Source organism: Novosphingobium sp. CCH12-A3 (genome assembly GCF_001556015.1).
Taxonomy (GTDB): Bacteria; Pseudomonadota; Alphaproteobacteria; order Sphingomonadales; family Sphingomonadaceae; genus Novosphingobium; species Novosphingobium subterraneum.
Window position 1 is genome coordinate 1 of sequence record NZ_LSIA01000229.1, and the last position, 18,598, is coordinate 18,598.

Consider the following 18,598-nt stretch of genomic DNA (forward strand, 5'->3'; position numbering starts at 1 on the left):
CTGGTCTATGCGGTGCCGGTGCAGTTGCTCGCCTACCATGTCGCCGTGGCCAAGGGCACTGACGTTGACCAGCCGCGCAACCTGGCGAAGTCGGTCACCGTAGAGTAACCGCTTTAGAGCGCTCGCCATTCTCCGGGCGCAATCCCGTCGAGTGTCCAGTCGCCGATCTGCCAGCGGACGAGGCGCAGTGTCGGGTGGCCGACGGCGGCGGTCATGCGGCGGACCTGGCGGTTGCGACCTTCGCGGATCGTGAGGCGCAACCAGCTGTCGGGGATCGATTTTCTCACGCGGATCGGCGGATCGCGGGGCCAGAGCGCCGGGTCGTCGATCCGCTCCGCCCTGGCGGGTAGGGTGGGGCCGTCCTTGAGCGTGACCCCCTTGCACAGCGCCTGCAGTGCGGCCTCGTCGGGCTCGCCTTCCACCTGAACGAGATAGGTTTTTGGCAGCTTGTGGCGCGGGTCGGCGATGTGGGACTGGAGGTGGCCGTCGTCGGTCAGGAGCAGCAGGCCTTCGCTGTCATGGTCAAGCCGGCCGGCTGGGTAAACGCCCGGGAAGTCTATGAAATCCGCGAGCGTGGGCCGGGGCGGGCCAGTGCGTTCGGGAGAGAATTGGCAGAGCACGCCAAAGGGCTTGTTGAACGCAATGAGGGCCATCCGCTGCGCTTAGGCGCTTGATTCCTGGGCGGCAATCGCGCGTCTCCAACTCTCGCGGGCAGAAAGCGAACTCCAGCGGTCGCGCAGCGAACTCGGCACGAACTCTTCGAGGCCGACCGACAGCGCGAGCATGATCGCATAGCCAACCGAGATGTCAGCCATGGTGAACCGTCCGGCAGCGACGAATTCCTCACCCATCATGCCTTCCGCATTTCGCAATCGCGAGCCGAACCATTCGGCGTAGTCGCGCGCGATTTCGGGGCGGCGCTCTCCGGGCCTGGCGAAGACCTGGTAGCGCAGGTGGATGGTCTGCGGGAAGGTGAGCGTCGCCTCGCCCATGACGAGGAAGTTGAGGTAGGCGGCGTAGCCTTCCTCGTGCGGGGCGACGGCGAGGTCCGTCGGGCCGTACTTCGTGGCGAGGTAGTGCGGGATCGCGACGCTTTCGGTCATTCTCACATCGCCATCGATCAGGACCGGAATCGTGCCCAAAGGGTTGATCTCGTGCATGCCCTCATGCCGGTGGCGCGGCGGGAAGGGGAGGGTATGGAGCCGGTAGGGCAGGCCCATTTCCTCAAGCGCCCAGAGCGCGCGGAAGGAGCGGGCGTTCTTGCAGTGGTAGAGCGTGAGCATGGCGCGAGGATTGCGGGACAGCGTGCGCAGCACAAGGGCAAGTTTTCGACACATTGCCGCAAAGTGCTGGTCGTGAAGGCAATCCATAGGACACGACGGGTCGTTACTTACACTGAGGAGAATAAGGATGCGTGTCATTCGGGCGATGGTGCCTACTGCCCTCGGGCTTTCCCTGGCGAATCTGGCCCTGCAGCATCCGGCGCTGGCGCAGACGGCGCCTTCGGCCACGGCACCCGTGCGGCCGGCGGGGCCGCCGATGGCACCCCAGGGGTGGACGATGACCGTGGGCGTGGCACCGGTCTTCGGCATGGCCTGGGCCGGATCGAAGGATACCGCGCTGTCGATCTTCCCGGACCTGCGGATCAACTACAAGGACACGCTGTTCCTTTCGGTGCAGGATGGCCTCGGCTGGAACGCGGTGAACCGCGATGGATGGAAGCCGGGGCCGATCGTGCGGACCCGCTTCGGGCGGAACGAGGATGACGGCGGATCGCCGTTCCTGATTGCCGGCGGCAGCGATGCGCTGCGCGGGATGGGCGACGTGGACATTGCCGGGGAGGCCGGCGGCTTTGTCGAGAAGCGGCTGGGCGCGAAGAAGCAATGGCGCCTGCGGGCCGAGGTCCGGCAGGGCTTTGGCGGGCACGAGGGCGTGGTGGGCGACGTGTTGGCGCAGTATTCCGGGCGCTCGGGCAAGGTGATCTATGCGGTGGGGCCGCGCGCGACCTTTGCCAGCGGCGATTTCATGCGGACCTATTACGGGGTGGATGGGGCCCAGGCGGCGCGCACGGGCCTGGCGGTTTCGCGGCCCGATGGCGGGCTGGTTTCCTACGGGTTGGGCGCCAGCCTGATCCGGCCGCTCAGTCCGAAGCGGGCGGTGGCGGTGTTTGCCGGCGTGGACCGGCTGGGCGGCGAGCCTGCGGCGAGTTCGCTGATCCGGGAGCGCGGGCAGCGCACGCAGTTTTCGGTCGGTCTGGGGTATTCCTACCGGTTTGGGCTTTAATATTCGGGGGTTGCGCCTTTGCCCACCCCCAACCCCTCCCGCAGGCGGGAGGGGAGAATAATGGGCTGACGATCAGTTGATGGAAATGACGCCATCGACGGCGCGCCATTCCTGCGGGCCAATCAGGTGATTGTGGGCGATGCGGACCGAGTGGAGGGCAGCCTCGATTTCGCGCCGCCAGTGATCGAGGAAGCCGTGGAGGCGCGGGAACCGGGGGGCGAGATCGTATTGCTGGAAGGCGAACATCTGCAGCAGGCTGGGGTGGTCCGGCAGGTAATAGTGGATCTGGATGGTGGTGAGGCCGTAGCCTTCCATCTGCAGCCGGATATCCTCCCCAAGGGTGTTGCCGCCTATCACACGTCCCATGCTCTTCCTTCCTTCGGTTCGGAAGGAGCACCGGCCTGAAAGGAGCGCGATGCTCCGACCCATGCAAAAGTCGCAAAGACAGTTTCAGTTGTGACGAAAAATCCTGAAGATGCGGTGAACCGTCAAGAGGCGCAAAAAGCGTATTCCACAATCAGGATGCGGTAACGGGCGCGATCTGTTCGCACTTGGCCTTGGTATCCGACGTGCCGCCGCCGCCGAGCATTGTCGCGGCGATGAAGCCACCGACGACGAGCAGGACGAAGCCGACGGTGACGAGGCCGAGGTACTTGTCGATGAAGCGCTTGATCGGCGCACCGAACAGGCGGAACAGCACGCCGACGATCATGAAGCTGATCGAGCGGCTGACGATGCTGGCAAGGATGAACGGCACCAGCGGCATGGCGATGAAGCCGGCGGTGATCGTCAGCAGCTTGAACGGGATGGGCGTGGCGCCCTTGATCATGATGATCTCGACCCCGTATTCGCGCAGGTAGCACGCTGCCTTGGGGAAGCTTTCGGTCAGGTGCAGCGCGGCCAGGAGCTGGGTGCCGACAGTGTCATAGAGGCCATAGCCGATTGCGTAGCCGAGCAGACCGCCGAGAACCGAGGCGATCGTGGCAACAGCGGCGAAGCGCACGGCCTTCCTGGGTTCAGCGAGGCACATCAGGCCGAGCAGCGGGTGCGGCGGGATCGGGAAGAAGCTTGCCTCCATGAACGCGAACAGCGCGAGCCACCATTCGGCATGGGGGTGCGCGGCCTTGGCCATGGTCCAATCGTAAAGGCGGCGGAGCATCGGGATCCTGTTCGTTGTTGCGGGTGTGCGGATAGGGGAGGCGGGGACGGAGTGCCAGAGCTTCTTATAGTTTGGTTATGCCGAAGGACGAAGATAACCTTATTGGCACTTTTTGATTGACTTTCCCGGCCAATTGAGTACATAACAAGAACATCGCGAGGCCGAATCGTTCTGACAGCGGGAACGGCGGGCGGTGGCGTCAGAAAAGCTCAATTCCGAAAGGGATGGTCCGCATGGCCAAGCCGAAAGTGCAGCCGGGTGCCGATGAGTCATGTACGGAGACCGCATGCGCAGACGTTCCTGATAGGGAACTGGCACCTGCGCAACCGGTGAAGGCGAAGAAGAGCAACAGGCCCTGGCGACCGGTGTTTCTGGCCGTGCTGGCCGAAACGTCGAACGTGACGGCGGCGGCAGCGGCGGCGGACATTCCGGCCTCGCGGGCCTACAAGGACAAGCGCGACGACGGCGAATTTGCCGCCAGGTGGCGCGAGGCCCTGTGCGAGGGTTACGACCTGCTTGAGATCGAAGTGCTGCATCGCCTGCGCTTCGGCGAGCCGAAGGATGGTGCGAAGTTCGACAATGCAACTGCTCTGCGCCTGCTTTCGCAGCATCGCGAGACCGTGGCGCGCGAGCGGGCGATCCGCGACAATGCCGACGTCGAAGCCGTGCGCCAGTCGCTTCATGCCAAGCTGCTGCAGATCCGCGAGGAAGTGCAGAAGCAGCGCCAGGCTGCGGCCATGGACTTGAGCGCGCATGGCTGAGCGAGCGTTGCTGGACTGGCTGTCCGATGCAAGCCCCGAGCACATCGCCGCTTTCGTCGAAGGGCTGGACGACAAGGAGATTATCGAGTGGCCGTTCGACTGGCGGACCTGGGCGCGGGAAAACCAGCTTGCGCCGGACGACGACTGGCGGGTGTGGCTGGTCATGGCCGGGCGCGGGTTCGGCAAGACCCGGCTGGGTGCGGAATGGGTGCGCTGCGTGGCCGAGAACGATCCGGAGGCGCGGATCGCGCTGATCGGATCGTCGCTCCACGAAGCGCGCAGCGTGATGGTGGAAGGCGAGAGCGGGTTGCTTTCGATCGGGGCGCCATGGCGGCGGCCGACCTATGAAAGTTCGGTCCGGCGCCTGACCTGGCCGAACGGGGCACAGGCGTTCCTCTATTCGGCGGGCGAACCGGAAACCTTGCGCGGGCCGCAGCACAGCCATGCCTGGTGCGACGAGATTGCCAAGTGGGACAACATGTCGAACCGGGCGCTTTCGACCTGGGACAACCTGCTGATGGGGCTGCGGCTGGGGAGCGATCCCAGGCTGGTGGCGACGACCACGCCGCGGCCGGTGCCGCTGGTGGCGCGGGTCATGGGTGGCCAGAACTCGGACAGGCGTGAAGACGTGGTGGTGACGCGGGGCACGACCTTCGACAACGCCGCGAACCTGCCGGAGCGCTTCCTTGAGGCGATGCGCAAGACCTTTGGCGGGACCATGCTGGGCCGGCAGGAGCTGCTGGGCGAGATGATCGAGGATCTGGTGGGCGCGCTGTGGAGCCGCCGCTTGATCGAAGAGAGCCGCGAAGACGCAGCGCCGCCGTGCACGCGGATCGTGATCGGAGTGGACCCTCCGGCGAGCGCGCATGGCGATGCCTGCGGGATCGTGGTGTGCGGCATCGGGGATGACCGGATCGCCCGGGTGCTGGCCGACTGTTCGGTGGAACAGGCCAGTCCCGAGCGCTGGGCCCGCGCCGTCGTCAATGCCGCGCAGGCCTGGTCGGCTGACCGGGTGGTGGCCGAGGCGAACCAGGGTGGCGAGATGGTGAGCGCGGTGCTGCGTGCGGCACAGGCGAGCCTGCCCCTGCGCCTTGTCCATGCAAGCCGGGGCAAGGCGGCGCGGGCCGAGCCGGTGGCGGCGCTCTATGAAGCGGGGCGGGTGCGCCATGCCGGAATGTTCGCAAGGCTGGAGGACGAGTTGTGCGGAATGATGCCGGGCGGCGAATACCAGGGGCCGGGGCGATCTCCCGACCGGGCGGATGCCTGTGTCTGGGGGCTGACCGAGCTGATGCTGGGGCAACAGGCGGAGCCGCGCATCTGGTTTGATTGAAGGTTTTGGTGGTGCTGCTTGCCCACCCCAACCCCTCGCGCTTGCGGGAGGGGAGAAGAGAAGTGCGCCTTGCGGGGCGGTCATTCAGTTCATCATGAAAGGCAGACTATGTCGTTCTTTCAATCGCTTGCTGCTGCCTTCAAGGGCGACGCGGTGACGCCGCGCGCGCCGCTGGGGCGCAGTTTCGTCTCGCCGTGGATTGCCGCTTCGGACTGGCGCGGGGATAGCGCCCGCGGGCCGATCAACTATCCCGTGGCGATCCGCGAGGCCTACTTGCGCAACCCGGTGGCACAGCGCGCGGTGCGGCTCGTGGCCGAAGGAATCGGCGGGGCACCGGTCAGGGCTTCGCAGCACGAGCTGCTGGCGCTGATCAGCGAGACCAGCGCGGGCCAGCCGCTGATCGAGACGCTGGCGGCGCATCTGCTGCTGCACGGCAATGCCTATGTCCAGGTGCTGCGCGATGCCGATGGCGTGCCGGTGGAGCTGTTTGCGCTGCGGCCCGAGCGGGTGACGGTGATCTCCGATGCCGGCGGATGGCCGGCGGCCTTTGCCTACAAGGTCGGCGAGAAGGCGATGCGGATCGAGGCGACGGACGACTTCGGGCGTCCGAACCTGATCCATGTGAAGCACTTCCATCCGCTTGACGATCATTATGGCGCGGGGTGCCTGGAGGCGGCCGAGGAGGCCGTGGCGATCCACAATGCGGCGGCGGGCTGGAACCGCGCATTGCTGGAGAATGCGGCGCGGCCTTCGGGGGCGCTGGTCTATGATCCCGGCGAGCCGGGGGCGGCGCTTTCGGCCGACCAGTTCGAGCGGATCAAGGCGGAGCTGACGGCGGCCTATTCGGGCATGGGCAATGCCGGGAGGCCGATGCTGCTGGAAGGCGGCCTGAAGTGGCAGGCGCTGGCGCTGACCCCGGCGGACATGGACTTTGCCACGCTCAAGGCGGCGGCGGCGCGCGACATCGCTCTGGCCTTCGGCGTGCCGCCGATGCTGCTGGGGATTCCGGGCGATAACACTTACGCCAACTATCGCGAGGCGAACCGGGCGCTGTGGCGGCTGACGCTGCTGCCGCTGGCGGGGAAGGTGCTCTCCGCGCTGGCCGAGGGGCTGGCGGGATCGTTTGCCGGGGCGGCGCTGAGCGTCGATCTCGATGCGGTGCCGGCGCTGGCCGAGGATCGCGAGCGGTTGTGGGCCCAGGTTTCGGGCGCGGACTTCCTTTCGGCTGAGGAGAAGCGCCAAATGCTCGGCTTTGGGCTCGGGATCGGTGAGGTGCGGGCATGACGCGCGAGGACATGCTGGCGCGGCTGGTCGCGCAGGCCGAGGACGAGGGCGGCGATCTCGTCACGTTGCGGGCGATCGTGGAAGAGGCTTCGGACCTCGGCGCGGCACGGGTGCTGAGCCGGATGGGGCTGGCTGACGATCATGCGCCGACCGACATGGCAGAGCTGCGTCAGCTGCTAGGCGCCTGGCGCGATGCCAAGGCGAGCGCGTGGAAGGCCGTGGTGACCTGGGTGGTGCGGGGCCTGCTGGCGCTGCTGCTGCTGGGCATCGCGGTGCGCACGGGCCTGATGGAGCTGGTGCGTTGAGCGCCCCGGTGCGGTTCGCGGGCTACGCCGCGATCTTCCGCAAGCGCGACAGCGGCGGCGATACGATCCTGCCGGGCGCGTTCAAGGGCAGTCTCGAGCGCAGGCTGGCCGAAGGGCTGAAGCTGCCGCTGCTGTGGCAGCACCGCCCCGACCAGCGCATCGGCTGGATCGAGAGCGCAGGCGAGGACGAGCGCGGCCTGCGCGTGGTGGCACGGATCGATGCCGCGGATTCGGCGGCGGCGCGGGCGCTCAAGAACGGCGCGGTGGACGGGCTTTCGTTCGGATACCGCGTGCTCAAGGGCCGGGCGCTGCCGGGAGGGCGCGAGCTCGAGGACCTCGACCTGTTCGAGGTGAGCCTGGTGACCCGGCCGATGCAGCCGCTGGCGCGGGTCCACTACGTCGAGCCCGAGGCGGGCTGATTTTCCCGAAACCGAAGTCCCCGATGGGCCGCGCGGTCCCGTGCGACCTGTTTCATGCAGAAAGGACGTTGAGCCACATGGATAATCTGGAGATCGAAACCAAGGCCGATGCCATCGCTGAATCGTTCGACATCGTCGAGCGCCAGGATGCGCACGATGCCGCCATCGCCGCGCTGCGCAGCGAGGAGGAGGAAGTGAAAGGCCGGATCGAGCGGGCGGGCCGCATGGCGGTTCGTCCCATGCTCGCTGGCAGTGCGGAAGGCGGTCAGGAGATCAACGGCTTCATCGACGGCTATGTCCGCCATGGCCGCGAGACCGAGCTGAAGGCGCTTTCGGGCACCGTACCGGCCGATGGCGGCTTTGCCGTGCCGCAGAAGATCGACGAGATGATCGCGCGCCGCATGGTGGAGATCAGCCCGATCCGTTCGGTGGCCAATGTCGTGCAGACCGGCACTTCGGGCTTCCGTCGCCTGGTGTCGATCGGCGGCGCGGCTTCGGGCTGGGTCAGCGAGACCGGGGCGCGTCCCGAAACGGCAAGCCCCAAGCTGGCCGAGATCCTGCCGCCGACCGGAGAACTCTACGCCAATCCTTCGGCGACGCAGGCGATGCTCGATGACGCGGCGTTCGATGTCGAGAGCTGGCTGGCGGGCGAGATCGCGACCGAATTTGCTCGCGCCGAAGGTGCGGCGTTCATCAACGGTACCGGCACCAACCAGCCCAAGGGCTTCCTCACCGCGACGACCAGCGCTGCAGGCGACAATACCCGTGCCTTCGGGGCGCTGCAGTTCATCGGTTCGGGCAATGCCTCCGGCTTTGACAGTGCGCCGGAGGCCAAGCTGATCGATCTGGTGTTCCAGATGAAGGCGCCGCTGCGCCAGGGCGCAGTGTGGGTGATGAACTCGACCACGCTGGCGACGATCCGCAAGCTCAAGACTTCGGACGGCGCGTTCCTGTGGCAGCCGGGTCTGGTACAGGGCCAGCCCGATCGCCTGCTCGGCTATCCGGTGGTCGAGGCCGAGGACATGCCGGATGTGGCGGCCAATGCCTTCCCGATCGCGTTCGGCAACTTCAAGGCCGGCTACCTGATCGCAGAACGCCGCCAGACCACGATCCTGCGCGATCCCTATACCAACAAGCCCTACGTCCAGTTCTATGCCACCCGCCGCGTGGGCGGGCAGGTCATGGACAGCGATGCGATCAAGCTGCTGAGAATCACGGCCTGATCGGCGTTCGGCTGACCCTTCCGGAAGCCTGACGGCCTCCGGATGCCTGCGGCGGTTCCCCCCCCTGCCGCCGCAGGCCCCCTTTCCTTCCAAGATGACCGGAGATTGCCATGATGCGGGCAATTGTCGCGCCGCCAGCCGTGGCCTCGGCGGCGCTTAGCGAACTGAAGGCCTGGCTCGGGATTTCCCGGACCGCCGACGATGGCGAGCTGGCCTCGCTGATGCACGCCGCGTTTGACGTGTGCGAGGGCTTTACCGGCACGATGCCGCTGCAATCGGGCTGCGAGGACGTGCTGGAAGCCAGTGGCGAGTGGCAGGCGCTCTCGGCGCGACCGGTTACCGCGATCACCGCGATGGCAAGTCTGAGCACGGCGGGTCTGCGCACGGCGCTGGCTTCGACCGATTACGAGCTGGACATTCGTGCCGATGGCACCGGCCTTGTGCGGTTGCGCCGGCCGATCGAGCAGACGCGGGTGGTGGTGACCTATGTTGCCGGTCTTGCCAGCGACTGGACCACTTTGCCCGAGGCGATCCGCCATGGCGTGATCCGGCTTGCGGCGCACCAGCATCGCGCGCGTGACGACGAGAAGAAGGCGGCAATGCTGCCGCCGGCCGTGGTCGCCGCGCTGTGGCGGCCGTGGCGGCGGATGCGCCTCACATGATCGAGGGGCGGGCCGATGGCGCCGGGCTGGTGCGGCGGCTGACCGAGAAAGCGCAGGCGCTGGCCAAGGCGCGGGCGGCAATGCTGGCGCAGGGCAAGAGCGCGCGGCGGTGGCGCCAGGCAGGTTTGCTCTGGCCCTTGTTCGGAAAGGAATAGGCAATGGAAATTCCCTTTCGCGCCGTGCTGATCGACTGGCTGGCAAATGATCCGGCGCTGGGCGCGGCGCTCAACGCGGTGGTCGAGGAAGCACCTTCGCGCGTGGCCTTGCCGTGGCTGGCGCTGACGGCAAGCGCGAGCACCAACTGGGGCACCAAGACGCTCGCCGGGCGCGAGATCCGCGTGGCGCTGGAGCTGAACTTCCGCAGCGACGATCCGCTGGGCGGCGCGGCGCTGGTCGCGGCGATCGAGGCGCGGGTCGAGAGCCTGCCCTACGACCAGACCGCAAGTGGTTTTCGCATTGCCAGCCTGGCGATGCTGAAGGCGCGGGCCGAACAGCGTGGCGAAGCGGTGCGGGTGGTCGTGCTGGAATATCGGGCGCGCGTGATGGCGGCCTGACACCTCATTCTGTTTCAAGGAGAACCGACATGGCAGCACAGAAAGGAAGCGCCTTTCTGCTGAAGATCAGCGATGGCGCGGCAACGCCGACATACAACACCGTGGCGGGCCTGCGGACCACGCAGATGTCCATCAACGGCGAGGCGGTGGTCATAACCTCGAAGGATTCGGGCGGGTGGCGCGAGCTGCTTTCCGGTGCGGGGACGCGCTCGGTGACGGTGAGCGCGGCGGGCATCTTCCTTGGCAGCGCGGCTGAAGGCCAGGTGCGCGGCAATGCCCTTTCCGGGACCATCGCCGACTACGAGCTGTCGTTCGAGGGTGGCGAGAAGATGCGTGGGCGTTTCCTCGTCCAGCGGCTCGACTACTCGGGCGATTTCAACGGCGAGCGCAACTATACGATGACGCTCGAAAGCTCGGGCGTGGTGGCGCAGGTCTGATGGCGGATGCAGCCAACCCGCACCGCGGTGAAGCGGTGCTATCGCTTGGCGGGCAGCCGCTGGTGCTGCGCCCGACCTTCGGCGCCCTGGTGGCAGCGGAGGAGGAACTCGGCTCGCTGTTTGCATTGGTCGAGCGGGCGAGCGCCGGGCAGCTGCGGCTGGGCGAGATGGTCGCGCTGTTCTGGCACGCCTTGCGCGATCGCAACGGGCTTGAGCGCGCCGACTTTGCCGAGGCGGTGGCGCGCGAAGGACTGGCCGCCTGTACGCCGGTGCTGCGTGCACTGATCGTGCAGGTGCTGAAGGGCGGCGGATGAGCGGCACCTTCGGCAAGGTGGCAGCGCGGCTATCGGGACAGGCCGCGCTGCTGCTGGGCTGGTCACCGAACCGGTTCTGGTCGGCGACGCCCGAGGAACTGGCCACCGTCCTTGCCGCGATGCGCACACCGGGTGGCGAGGGCGTGGATCGCGGCACAATCGACAGACTGATGGAGCAAGACCGTGACGGATGAACTCGACACGCTGATGATCGACGTGCGCGCCAATACGTCCGGCTTCACGGCGGACCTGGCGCAGATGCGCGGGAGCTTCGATTCGATCCTGGTCGACGGGTTCGGCCGGGCAGGCGACACGCTGGAGCGCGGACTGCTGGGTGCGATCCGGCGCGGCTCGCTGGGGTTCGAAGACTTGCGACGCGTGGCGCTGAACGTGGTCGGCGACATTGCCGCGCAGGCGGTGCAGGCCGGGATCGGCTCGATTGGCGGGGCAACGGGCGTGCAATCGGGCGGGATCGGCGGCCTGCTGACGGGACTGGTCTCATCGATCTTCGGATTGCCGGGGCGCGCCACGGGCGGGCCGGTGGCACCGGGCAGGGGTTACCTCGTGGGCGAGCGTGGTCCGGAGCTGTTCGTGCCGACGTCAGCCGGGCGCGTGGAGCCTTCGGTCGGCGGGGGGCGAGGGCGGGACGTGAACGTTTCGATCCGGATCGTCAGCCCGCAAGGCAGCAACCAGCCCGAAAGCCTGCGCCGTTCGGGCAAGCAGGTGGCGCAGGCGGTGCGCCGTGCTCTCAACGAATTCTGATCAGGCGGGGAACCGGCGATGAGTTACTGGCTGGCCAAGCGCCGCACGGTGCAGCATACCGACACGATCCAGCGCTTCGATCCGCGCTTCTGGACGGTGAATTTCCCAAGGCCCGCAATGGCCTCGGTGGTGACGACCGCGCCCGATGCGCTGCGGGTGGACGCGGTGTTCCGCAAGGCGGACGATCTGGTCGGGCTGATCTGGGAATCCGAAGACAAGTGGGATCACCCGCTGCTGGCCTATGAAACGCGGCGCGATTATTCGCGGCTGACGCTTTCGTTCCGCTGGCGATCGGGCGGGGTCCTGCCCCTTGATGCGGTAAACGGGCCGACGCTGACCATCGAGGGACGCGATGCGGCTGGCAATGCGCGGGCCTGGTACGTGCGGCTGCGGAACTATGCCAGCGGCTCGCCAACCGATGCGCAGATCACGCTGAAGTTTTCAGAGCTCGACGGCGGGTTCCTGCTGCCGGCCGAAGCTGACCCGGTGCATCCGGCGGATATCGACCGGCTGTTCATCTCGCTGGTGGCGCCGGGCTATGCGCCGGGCAGTGCGACGCCGTTTGCCACTTCGGCGGCGGGGTGGGCGGAGCTTTCCGATATTTCCTGCCAGGGGCACAAGCCGATGCTGAAACTGGGTGACGTGATGGTCCCGCCGCATGGCCTCGCCATGTGCACCGGCTATGACGATGCCTACAACCTGACGCCGGCACGACTGCTGCGGCAGATCCGGGGCCTGGGCTATCGCGGCAGCATCAACCACTACATCGGCATGAGCCACTTCTATTCGCTGGTACCGGACGGGGCAGGCGGGTTCGTGGTCGATCCCTGGCAGCCAGCGATGAACCCGGCGGCGCAAAAGTGGCATGAGGCGTTCTTCGCCGGGGCCAAGGCAATGGGGCAGACGATCATCGCCTCGCAATCCTATGAGGTGCTGGCGCAGAACTGCCCGGCGGCGTGGCAGCAGAAGGCGTGGGACGGAACGCCGGCGCGGACGGGATGGGTGCCGCCTTCGGCACTGCTTTCGCCCGCGAACGCACAGGCGATGGCGTGGGTGCGCAAGGTCGGCGTGGCGCTGGTCGGCCTGATGCAGGGCGCCGGGCTGCCGGTGCGGCATCAGGTGGGCGAACCGTGGTGGTGGGTGACGCAGGACCGGCGCATCTGCATCTACGACGACGCGGCCAAGGCGGCGTTTGGCGGCAGTCCCGTAAACATTCCGGACATGGGCGCGAACCTTGACGCGGCGCAGAAGAGCCTGCTCGATCAGGCGGGGGCCTTGCTGGCGCAATCGACGGCGGACCTCGCCGCAGCGGTGAAAGCGGCTGCGGGCAGTGCCGGGGCGGAGACGCTGCTGCTGGCATTCCTGCCGACCGTGCTCGATCCCGTGACGCCCGAGGCTTACCGCGCGAATCTGCCCGTCGGATGGGCCTCGCCTGCTTTCGACGTGCTGCAGCTGGAAGACTACGATTGGGTCACGGCGGGCAAGGATGCGCTGCGCGCCGAGGCGCGGGTGATGGCCGAGGCGCGACTGGGCTACCCGCGATCGAAGCAGCACTACCTCTCAGGATTCGTGCTGTTTGCGGACAATGCGGAAGTGGAATGGGCCCGCATCGATGCGGCGGCGAGCGAGGCGGCTGGCCTTGGGGTGGCGGAAACCTTCATCTGGGCTCTGCCGCAGGTTTCGCGCGACGGCTTTACCCGGCTTCCCGACAAGAGCGGAGACGAGACCATGCAATCCTTTGACGATGTCCTGTTCCCGCTGGCGCTGGGACGGGACGCTTCGGTGACGCCGGAATTCTCGACCAATGTCACGATCACGGCTTCGGGCTTCGAGCGGCGTAACAGCCTGTGGTCGGATGCCAGGCTGCGCTTTGACGTGGGGCCGGGCGTGCGGTCCGAGGCGGAACTGGGCGAGTTGATCGCATTCTTCCGGGCGCGGCGCGGGCAGGCGCGCGGGTTTCGCTTGCGCGATCCTTCGGACTTCAGCTCCAACGGGATGACCGGGGTGCCGACGCCGACGGATCAGATTCTGGGGACCGGCGATGGCGCGACTGCGCGCTTTGCCCTCTTCAAGCACTATGGCGACGGGGCCGATGCGCAGAAGCGGCGGATCACCCGGCCGCGCGGCGAATCGTTGAGGGTGAGTGTCGACGGTGCCGAGACCGGCGATTTTTCACTCGATGCCAAAGGCGTGCTGGTCTTCGCGACGGCGCCGGCAGCGGGCTCGGTGGTGCGGGCTGGCTTCCTCTTCGACGTGCCGGTGCGGTTTGCCGAGGATCGTCTCGACATATCGGGCGCGGAATTCGCGGCTGGCGAGGCGCCGAGCGTGCCGCTGGTCGAATTGCGAGAAGACGCATGAGCCGGACCTGGTTCAGCCAGCCCCTTGAGACCGTGGCGGTGTGGTGGCGGATCGAGCGGCGCGACGGTGTGGCGCTGGGCTTCACCAGCCATGACCGCGATCTGGTATTCGCCGGGCTTCGCCACCGGACGGCGCCGGGAATGGTGCCATCGGCCGTGCGTCGGACAGCGACGCTGGAGGCGGACTCGGCGGAAGTCTCCGGCGCACTGGCGCACGATGCGATAGGCGAGGCGGAGCTTGCCAGCGGACGGTTTGACGGCGCGCGCGTGGCGATGGGGCTGGTCGATTGGGAAAGCCTGGAGTTCGAGGCGCTGTTCACCGGGACGATCGGATCGGTCGGTCGTGAGGGGGAGCAGTTCTCGGCCGAACTGGAGTCGCTCAAGCAGGTGCTGGCGCGCGATCTGGTGCCGCGCACGTCGCCGACCTGCCGCGCCGAGTTCTGTGGCGAGGGTTGCACGCTTTCTTCGGCCCGCTTCACGCATGAGGTCACGTTGACCGAGGTGGGGGCAGGCCGACAATGGGTCAGGGCCAGCGGCATTGTTGCGGCCGATTTCGCTTTCGGCTGGCTGATGCCGGTGGATGGCGGCGATGCCGGGGCGGTGCTGCGCGTGCGCGTGGTGGATGATGGATGGCTCGTGCTTGAACGACCCTTGGCTGAAGATGCGACGGCGGGGCAGCGGGTTGTGCTGCGTGAGGGATGCGATCACACCATTGCAACCTGTTCAACGCGGTTCGGCAATGCCGTGAATTTCCAGGGCGAGCCGTATCTTCCCGGCAACGACCTGCTCACCCGTTATCCGGCGGCGCAAGGATGAGCCGGCCGCTTGCCGAGGCGGCGCTGGGCCTGGTGGGGGTGCCGTTCCGGTTGCACGGGCGCGATCCGGCTACCGGCCTCGATTGCGTGGGACTGGTGGCCGAAGCGCTGCGCCGCGCCGGGCGGCAGCCTGATCCGCCCGAGGGCTATGCGCTGCGTTCGACCAGTGTGGCGCGGTTCCTGCGCTGCGCCGCGGCAAGCGGGCTGACGGAATGTGCGGACGGTGGCGATGTTGTGTTGTGCCGGGTCGGGCCGGTGCAATCGCATTTGGCGGTGCGCGTGCCTGGCGGCTTCGTTCATGCACACGCTTCATTGGGCCGAGTGACATTCATGCCCGGGCCGCTTCCATGGCCGGTCAGCCTGCAATGGCGACTGGCAGACGAGAAGGATTGATTGCGATGGCAACCCTGCTTCTTACCGCCGTTGGCACCGCATTCGGCGGGCCGCTGGGCGGTGCGATCGGCGCGCTGCTGGGACAGCAGATCGACGGCGCGGTATTCGGCAAGCGCAAGGTCGAGGGGCCAAGGCTCAAGGAGCTGTCGGTCCAGACGTCCAGCTATGGGTCGGCATTGCCGATGCATTTCGGCCGAATTCGTTCGTCGGGCAGCGTGATCTGGTCGACCGAACTGGTCGAGCACAAGCAGAAGAACGGTGGCGGGAAAGGTCAACCCTCTGTCACCAGCTATACTTACACCGCGTCGTTTGCAGTAGCCGTATCGAGCAGACCCATTACGGGGATCGGCCGCATCTGGGCTGACGGCAACCTGTTGCGCGGAGCGGCAGGCGATCTGAAAGTGGGCGGAAGCGTCCGCGTGCATCGGGGCTATGCCGACGAGGCTCCTGATCCGCTGCTCGTGCAGGCCGAAGGCGAAGCGCTGAATCCGGCTTATCGTAGCTTGGCCTATGTCGTGTTCGAGGATCTCGAGCTGGCGGATTTCGGCAATCGTCTTCCTTCCCTGACCTTCGAAATCCTGGCCGGCGAAGGCGCGGTCAGTGCTGCCGACGTCGTGCAGCTCCTGCTGCCGACCGCCGACGTCTCGGGTATCGGTTCGCTTACGCTGGCAGGATATTCCGTCGAGCAGGGCGGGGTGGCTGACGCGGTGGCTACGCTGGCCGAGCTATCGCCGATTGCCTGCACCGTGGCCGACGAGAGGTTGCGCTTCCAGCTTGGGGACGACAGCCAGGTAACTGCCCTTTCCTTACCGCAGCCTTGTGCCGGCGGCGAATCCGCCGAGGATGCGCGTGCAAGCGGCTGGTCGCGTCGGCGCGAGGCCCTTCCGGTGTCGCAGCAATGTGCGGTCCGCTACTACGATATCGGGCGGGACTATCAGCCCGGCCTGCAGCGCAGCATTGGCCGCAGTGCCCCGGGAGACGTGGCGACCATTGAACTTCCCGCCGCGATGACGGCCGCTGAAGCTAGCGTCATTGCGGATCGCGCAGCGCGCCGTCGGACGATTGCGCGCGACACCCTCCGCTACCGCATAACCGAGATCGACCACGATTTTGCCCCCGGTGCCGTGGTGACCACTCCCGTCACCGAAGGCCGGTGGCGAGTGGAGCAATGGGAATGGCAGGCTGACGGGGTAATGCTGGACCTGGTCGCAGTGCCGCCTTCCGCACCAATGGATACGACAATCAGCGATCCGGGCCGGGCGAACCAGGCTCTCGATCTGCAACCGGGACCGACGTCGCTGGCAGCGTTTGAATTGCCCTGGGACGGCGTGGGCGACCCGACTACAGTCAAGCTTCGGCTGGCTGCTTCATCTCAAAGCGCCGGGTGGACCGGTGCCTCCTTGTTCGTCCAAGCCGGGGATGGTCAGCTTGCGGCAATCGGATCGACAGGCCGACGCCGCGCAGTCCTTGGGCGCACCCTTACGCAGTTGCCCGCAGGGACGCCGCTGCTGTTCGATGCCCATGCCACGGTTGATGTGGCACTTGTGCCGCAGGATGCAGCGTTAGCTAACGCGACAGGGGTCCAATTGATGCAAGGCAGCAATCTTGCATACGTTGGATCCGAGCTCATCCAGTTTTCGCGTGCAGAAAGGCTTGCGAACGGAACATGGCGGATCAGCGGCCTCCTTCGCGGGCGTGGGGGAACTGAGGCAGCCATCGCCAACCATGCCAGCGATGAGCCTTTCGTGTTGATCGATGATTCCCTGACAATGATCGATCCATCGGACGTTGCCGAAGGACTCCAGATCGCAGCGCTCGGGCTTGGCGACCCGGAAGTCGTCACAGCCGAGGTGATCAACCGCGGCATAGGCTTGCGACCATCGGCCCCGGTCCACGGCCAGGCAAAACGCCTTGCCGATGGGGGGCTGCAATTGGACTGGATCCGGCGATCGCGCGGTGGCTGGGCTTGGCTGGACGAGATCGACCTCCCGCTCAACGAACCACAGGAACTCTGGCAGATCGCTTACGGCACTGCCGACTCGGTGAACATCACCTGGAACACGACTGAGCCACGCCTGCAGCTTACATCCGCGCAGGTTTCAGCCTTGGGCCCGGCGACGGGGGCGCACCGCTTCAGCATCCGTCAGGTGGGAAGGACCTCGCTGTCGCTGCCGCTGATCGTCACAGCACCAGAATGACCCGCCAGTATGAAAAGGGAAACCAATGACTGACCCTATCAGCTATTCGACCACGACCTCCCGGCTGGGTCTCCCGCTGCTCTTTGCCGGCCAGGCGCAGAAGGAGACCACGGTGAACGAGGCGCTTGCCTTGCTGGATCTTTGCGTGGCCGGTTCTGTCCAAGGCGTTCTGAATGATCCACCGACTGCCCCTGTGATCGGACAGGCATGGATCGTGGGGGCAAATCCGACCGGGCCATTCGCCAACCATGCAAACGCGATTGCGGGCTGGACGGAAGGGGGATGGCGGTTCGTGCAGCCAGTCATCGGCATGCGCTGCTATGATCTCCAGAACAGCTCCTACCGCCTGTTTGACGGGAGCTGGACCCTCGCAACTGCCCCCGCCAGCCCGCAGGGTGGAGCAGTTGTCGATGCCGAGGCACGGGCGGCAATCGCAGCCTTGATCGAAATGCTTACAGTAACGGGCACAATTTCAGCGAACTAAGTGGAACCAATTCCCTTTAGCGGCATTTCACCGGCACATGAGGGCGCAATCAGCGAGAATTTGCACTGCACAATGGAGTCAATCCGTTGTTTTCATGCAACACTCGGTGTGTTTGTCCGCTTGCATGACCACTTTGGAACCGGTAGACAACCTGCACGACGTGGCATGATGTCGCTAAAAGGGGAAACGATAATGCGGAAACTGGTCCTGGGCCTTGCCCTGGCGTCGAGTGCCTTGGCATCTCCTGCGTTTGCACGAGATGATTCTTGGTATGTCGAGGCCGACGCTGGCGCGATGAAGGTTGAAGATTCGGAAGCTCTGAACGGTCAGGTCGTTCTGAGCAACCATGACGGCTACGATTTCGGTGGTATCGTCGGTTACGACTTTGGCGGTTTCCGCCTTGAAAGCGAAGTCAGCTACCGTCGCGCTTACAACGAAACTGTCGATTTCGGTGCACAGACGTTCACCAATCCTCAGGGTCACGCTGATGCGCTGAGCTTCATGGTCAACGGCTTGCTTGACTTCGGTCCCGACGATGGCCTTCAGGGCTTCGTTGGCGGTGGTGTTGGCGTCGCCCGTGCGAAGTACTTCATCAACGCTGCTGGCAACTCGGTCAACGGTCTGTACGTCAACGATTCCGACACCGGGTTCGCATGGCAGGCTCTGGCTGGCATTCGTGCGCCGATCAGCGACCACGTGGACGTTGGTCTGAAGTATCGCTTCTTCAACGCCGACAAGGTGGATCTGGTTGCTGACGACGGCACGGGCGCCCGCACGCGCTTCCGTTCGCACTCGATTCTCGGCACGCTGAGCTACAACTTCGGTGGCGCGGCACCGGTGGAAGAAGCGGCTCCGGTC

24 protein-coding genes are annotated in these 18,598 nt (G+C 66.2%); 20 read left to right on the plus strand and 4 right to left on the minus strand.

Going from position 1 to position 18,598, the window contains the following annotated elements; all coding sequences use genetic code 11:
* Positions 1–113: 113 nt before the first annotated feature.
* Complete coding sequence (locus AX703_RS18245) at positions 114–653, minus strand: pseudouridine synthase (RefSeq protein ID WP_062346097.1); 540 nt, start codon at positions 651–653, stop codon at positions 114–116.
* Positions 654–662: 9 nt separating this feature from the next.
* Positions 663–1,337, minus strand: a complete 675-nt coding sequence (locus AX703_RS18250; RefSeq protein WP_231735607.1) for a glutathione S-transferase family protein — start codon at positions 1,335–1,337, stop codon at positions 663–665.
* 73 nt (positions 1,338–1,410) lie between these two features.
* Between AX703_RS18250 and AX703_RS18255 the strand changes: the two genes are divergently transcribed.
* Positions 1,411–2,283 carry a MipA/OmpV family protein gene (locus tag AX703_RS18255; RefSeq protein ID WP_231735608.1) on the plus strand — a complete coding sequence of 291 codons (873 nt, stop codon included), beginning with the start codon at positions 1,411–1,413 and terminating at the stop codon, positions 2,281–2,283.
* A gap of 72 nt (positions 2,284–2,355) precedes the next feature.
* On the opposite strand, the gene AX703_RS18260 is transcribed toward AX703_RS18255, so the two are convergent.
* Together AX703_RS18260 and AX703_RS18265 are read right to left on the minus strand one after the other, a co-directional pair.
* Positions 2,356–2,649, minus strand: coding sequence for an usg protein (locus AX703_RS18260; protein ID WP_062346104.1), 294 nt, complete (start codon positions 2,647–2,649; stop codon positions 2,356–2,358).
* A 151-nt stretch (positions 2,650–2,800) separates the two neighbouring features.
* Positions 2,801–3,442, minus strand: a complete 642-nt coding sequence (locus AX703_RS18265) for a YqaA family protein (protein ID WP_039338587.1) — start codon at positions 3,440–3,442, stop codon at positions 2,801–2,803.
* 233 nt (positions 3,443–3,675) lie between these two features.
* Here AX703_RS18265 and AX703_RS18270 point away from each other — a divergent pair, with 233 nt between their 5' ends.
* The 19 genes from AX703_RS18270 to AX703_RS18360 all read left to right on the plus strand — a co-directional run.
* Positions 3,676–4,203: a hypothetical protein gene (locus AX703_RS18270; RefSeq protein ID WP_197423762.1), complete on the plus strand. Its 528-nt coding sequence runs from the start codon at positions 3,676–3,678 to the stop codon at positions 4,201–4,203.
* Positions 4,196–5,533, plus strand: coding sequence for a DNA-packaging protein (locus AX703_RS18275; RefSeq protein ID WP_062346106.1), 1,338 nt, complete (start codon positions 4,196–4,198; stop codon positions 5,531–5,533). The genes AX703_RS18270 and AX703_RS18275 overlap by 8 nt, the downstream gene beginning before the upstream one ends.
* A gap of 108 nt (positions 5,534–5,641) precedes the next feature.
* Complete coding sequence (locus AX703_RS18280) at positions 5,642–6,817, plus strand: phage portal protein (RefSeq protein WP_062346108.1); 1,176 nt, start codon at positions 5,642–5,644, stop codon at positions 6,815–6,817.
* On the plus strand, positions 6,814–7,122 hold the full coding sequence (locus tag AX703_RS18285; protein WP_039338591.1) for a DUF6127 family protein: 309 nt from the start codon (positions 6,814–6,816) through the stop codon (positions 7,120–7,122). The genes AX703_RS18280 and AX703_RS18285 overlap by 4 nt, the downstream gene beginning before the upstream one ends.
* A complete protein-coding gene (locus tag AX703_RS18290) occupies positions 7,119–7,541 on the plus strand; it encodes an HK97 family phage prohead protease (RefSeq protein ID WP_039338594.1) in 423 nt (140 codons plus the stop codon). The genes AX703_RS18285 and AX703_RS18290 overlap by 4 nt, the downstream gene beginning before the upstream one ends.
* 77 nt (positions 7,542–7,618) lie before the next feature.
* Positions 7,619–8,764, plus strand: coding sequence for a phage major capsid protein (locus AX703_RS18295; RefSeq protein ID WP_062346134.1), 1,146 nt, complete (start codon positions 7,619–7,621; stop codon positions 8,762–8,764).
* A 110-nt stretch (positions 8,765–8,874) separates the two neighbouring features.
* Positions 8,875–9,426 (plus strand): hypothetical protein, encoded by a 552-nt coding sequence (locus tag AX703_RS18300; protein ID WP_062346110.1) that lies wholly within the window; start codon positions 8,875–8,877, stop codon positions 9,424–9,426.
* A complete protein-coding gene (locus AX703_RS27530; protein WP_156135949.1) occupies positions 9,423–9,581 on the plus strand; it encodes a hypothetical protein in 159 nt (52 codons plus the stop codon). The genes AX703_RS18300 and AX703_RS27530 overlap by 4 nt, the downstream gene beginning before the upstream one ends.
* A 3-nt stretch (positions 9,582–9,584) precedes the next feature.
* A complete protein-coding gene (locus AX703_RS18310; protein ID WP_062346114.1) occupies positions 9,585–9,980 on the plus strand; it encodes a DUF3168 domain-containing protein in 396 nt (131 codons plus the stop codon).
* A 29-nt stretch (positions 9,981–10,009) separates the two neighbouring features.
* The gene (locus AX703_RS18315) at positions 10,010–10,417 is read left to right on the plus strand and encodes a phage major tail protein, TP901-1 family (protein ID WP_062346116.1); all 408 of its coding nucleotides are present in this window, start codon (positions 10,010–10,012) and stop codon (positions 10,415–10,417) included.
* The gene (locus AX703_RS18320) at positions 10,417–10,731 is read left to right on the plus strand and encodes a gene transfer agent family protein (protein WP_039338601.1); all 315 of its coding nucleotides are present in this window, start codon (positions 10,417–10,419) and stop codon (positions 10,729–10,731) included. Before AX703_RS18315 ends, AX703_RS18320 begins: the two co-directional genes overlap by 1 nt.
* Complete coding sequence (locus tag AX703_RS18325) at positions 10,728–10,925, plus strand: phage tail assembly chaperone (RefSeq protein WP_062346118.1); 198 nt, start codon at positions 10,728–10,730, stop codon at positions 10,923–10,925. Before AX703_RS18320 ends, AX703_RS18325 begins: the two co-directional genes overlap by 4 nt.
* Entirely contained in the window at positions 10,915–11,493 is a 579-nt protein-coding gene (locus AX703_RS18330) for a phage tail tape measure protein (RefSeq protein ID WP_062346120.1), read from the plus strand. Before AX703_RS18325 ends, AX703_RS18330 begins: the two co-directional genes overlap by 11 nt.
* Positions 11,494–11,511: 18 nt before the next feature.
* Positions 11,512–13,851 (plus strand): DUF2460 domain-containing protein, encoded by a 2,340-nt coding sequence (locus AX703_RS18335; RefSeq protein WP_062346122.1) that lies wholly within the window; start codon positions 11,512–11,514, stop codon positions 13,849–13,851.
* Positions 13,848–14,666: a DUF2163 domain-containing protein gene (locus AX703_RS18340; RefSeq protein WP_062346124.1), complete on the plus strand. Its 819-nt coding sequence runs from the start codon at positions 13,848–13,850 to the stop codon at positions 14,664–14,666. The genes AX703_RS18335 and AX703_RS18340 overlap by 4 nt, the downstream gene beginning before the upstream one ends.
* Positions 14,663–15,058 (plus strand): C40 family peptidase, encoded by a 396-nt coding sequence (locus AX703_RS18345; protein WP_062346126.1) that lies wholly within the window; start codon positions 14,663–14,665, stop codon positions 15,056–15,058. The genes AX703_RS18340 and AX703_RS18345 overlap by 4 nt, the downstream gene beginning before the upstream one ends.
* 5 nt (positions 15,059–15,063) lie before the next feature.
* The gene (locus AX703_RS18350) at positions 15,064–17,256 is read left to right on the plus strand and encodes a phage tail protein (protein ID WP_062346127.1); all 2,193 of its coding nucleotides are present in this window, start codon (positions 15,064–15,066) and stop codon (positions 17,254–17,256) included.
* Positions 17,257–17,281: 25 nt separating this feature from the next.
* Entirely contained in the window at positions 17,282–17,740 is a 459-nt protein-coding gene (locus tag AX703_RS18355; RefSeq protein WP_062346129.1) for a DUF2793 domain-containing protein, read from the plus strand.
* A gap of 192 nt (positions 17,741–17,932) precedes the next feature.
* A partial coding sequence (locus AX703_RS18360; protein ID WP_156452121.1) for an outer membrane protein occupies positions 17,933–18,598 on the plus strand: 666 nt, incomplete at its 3' end.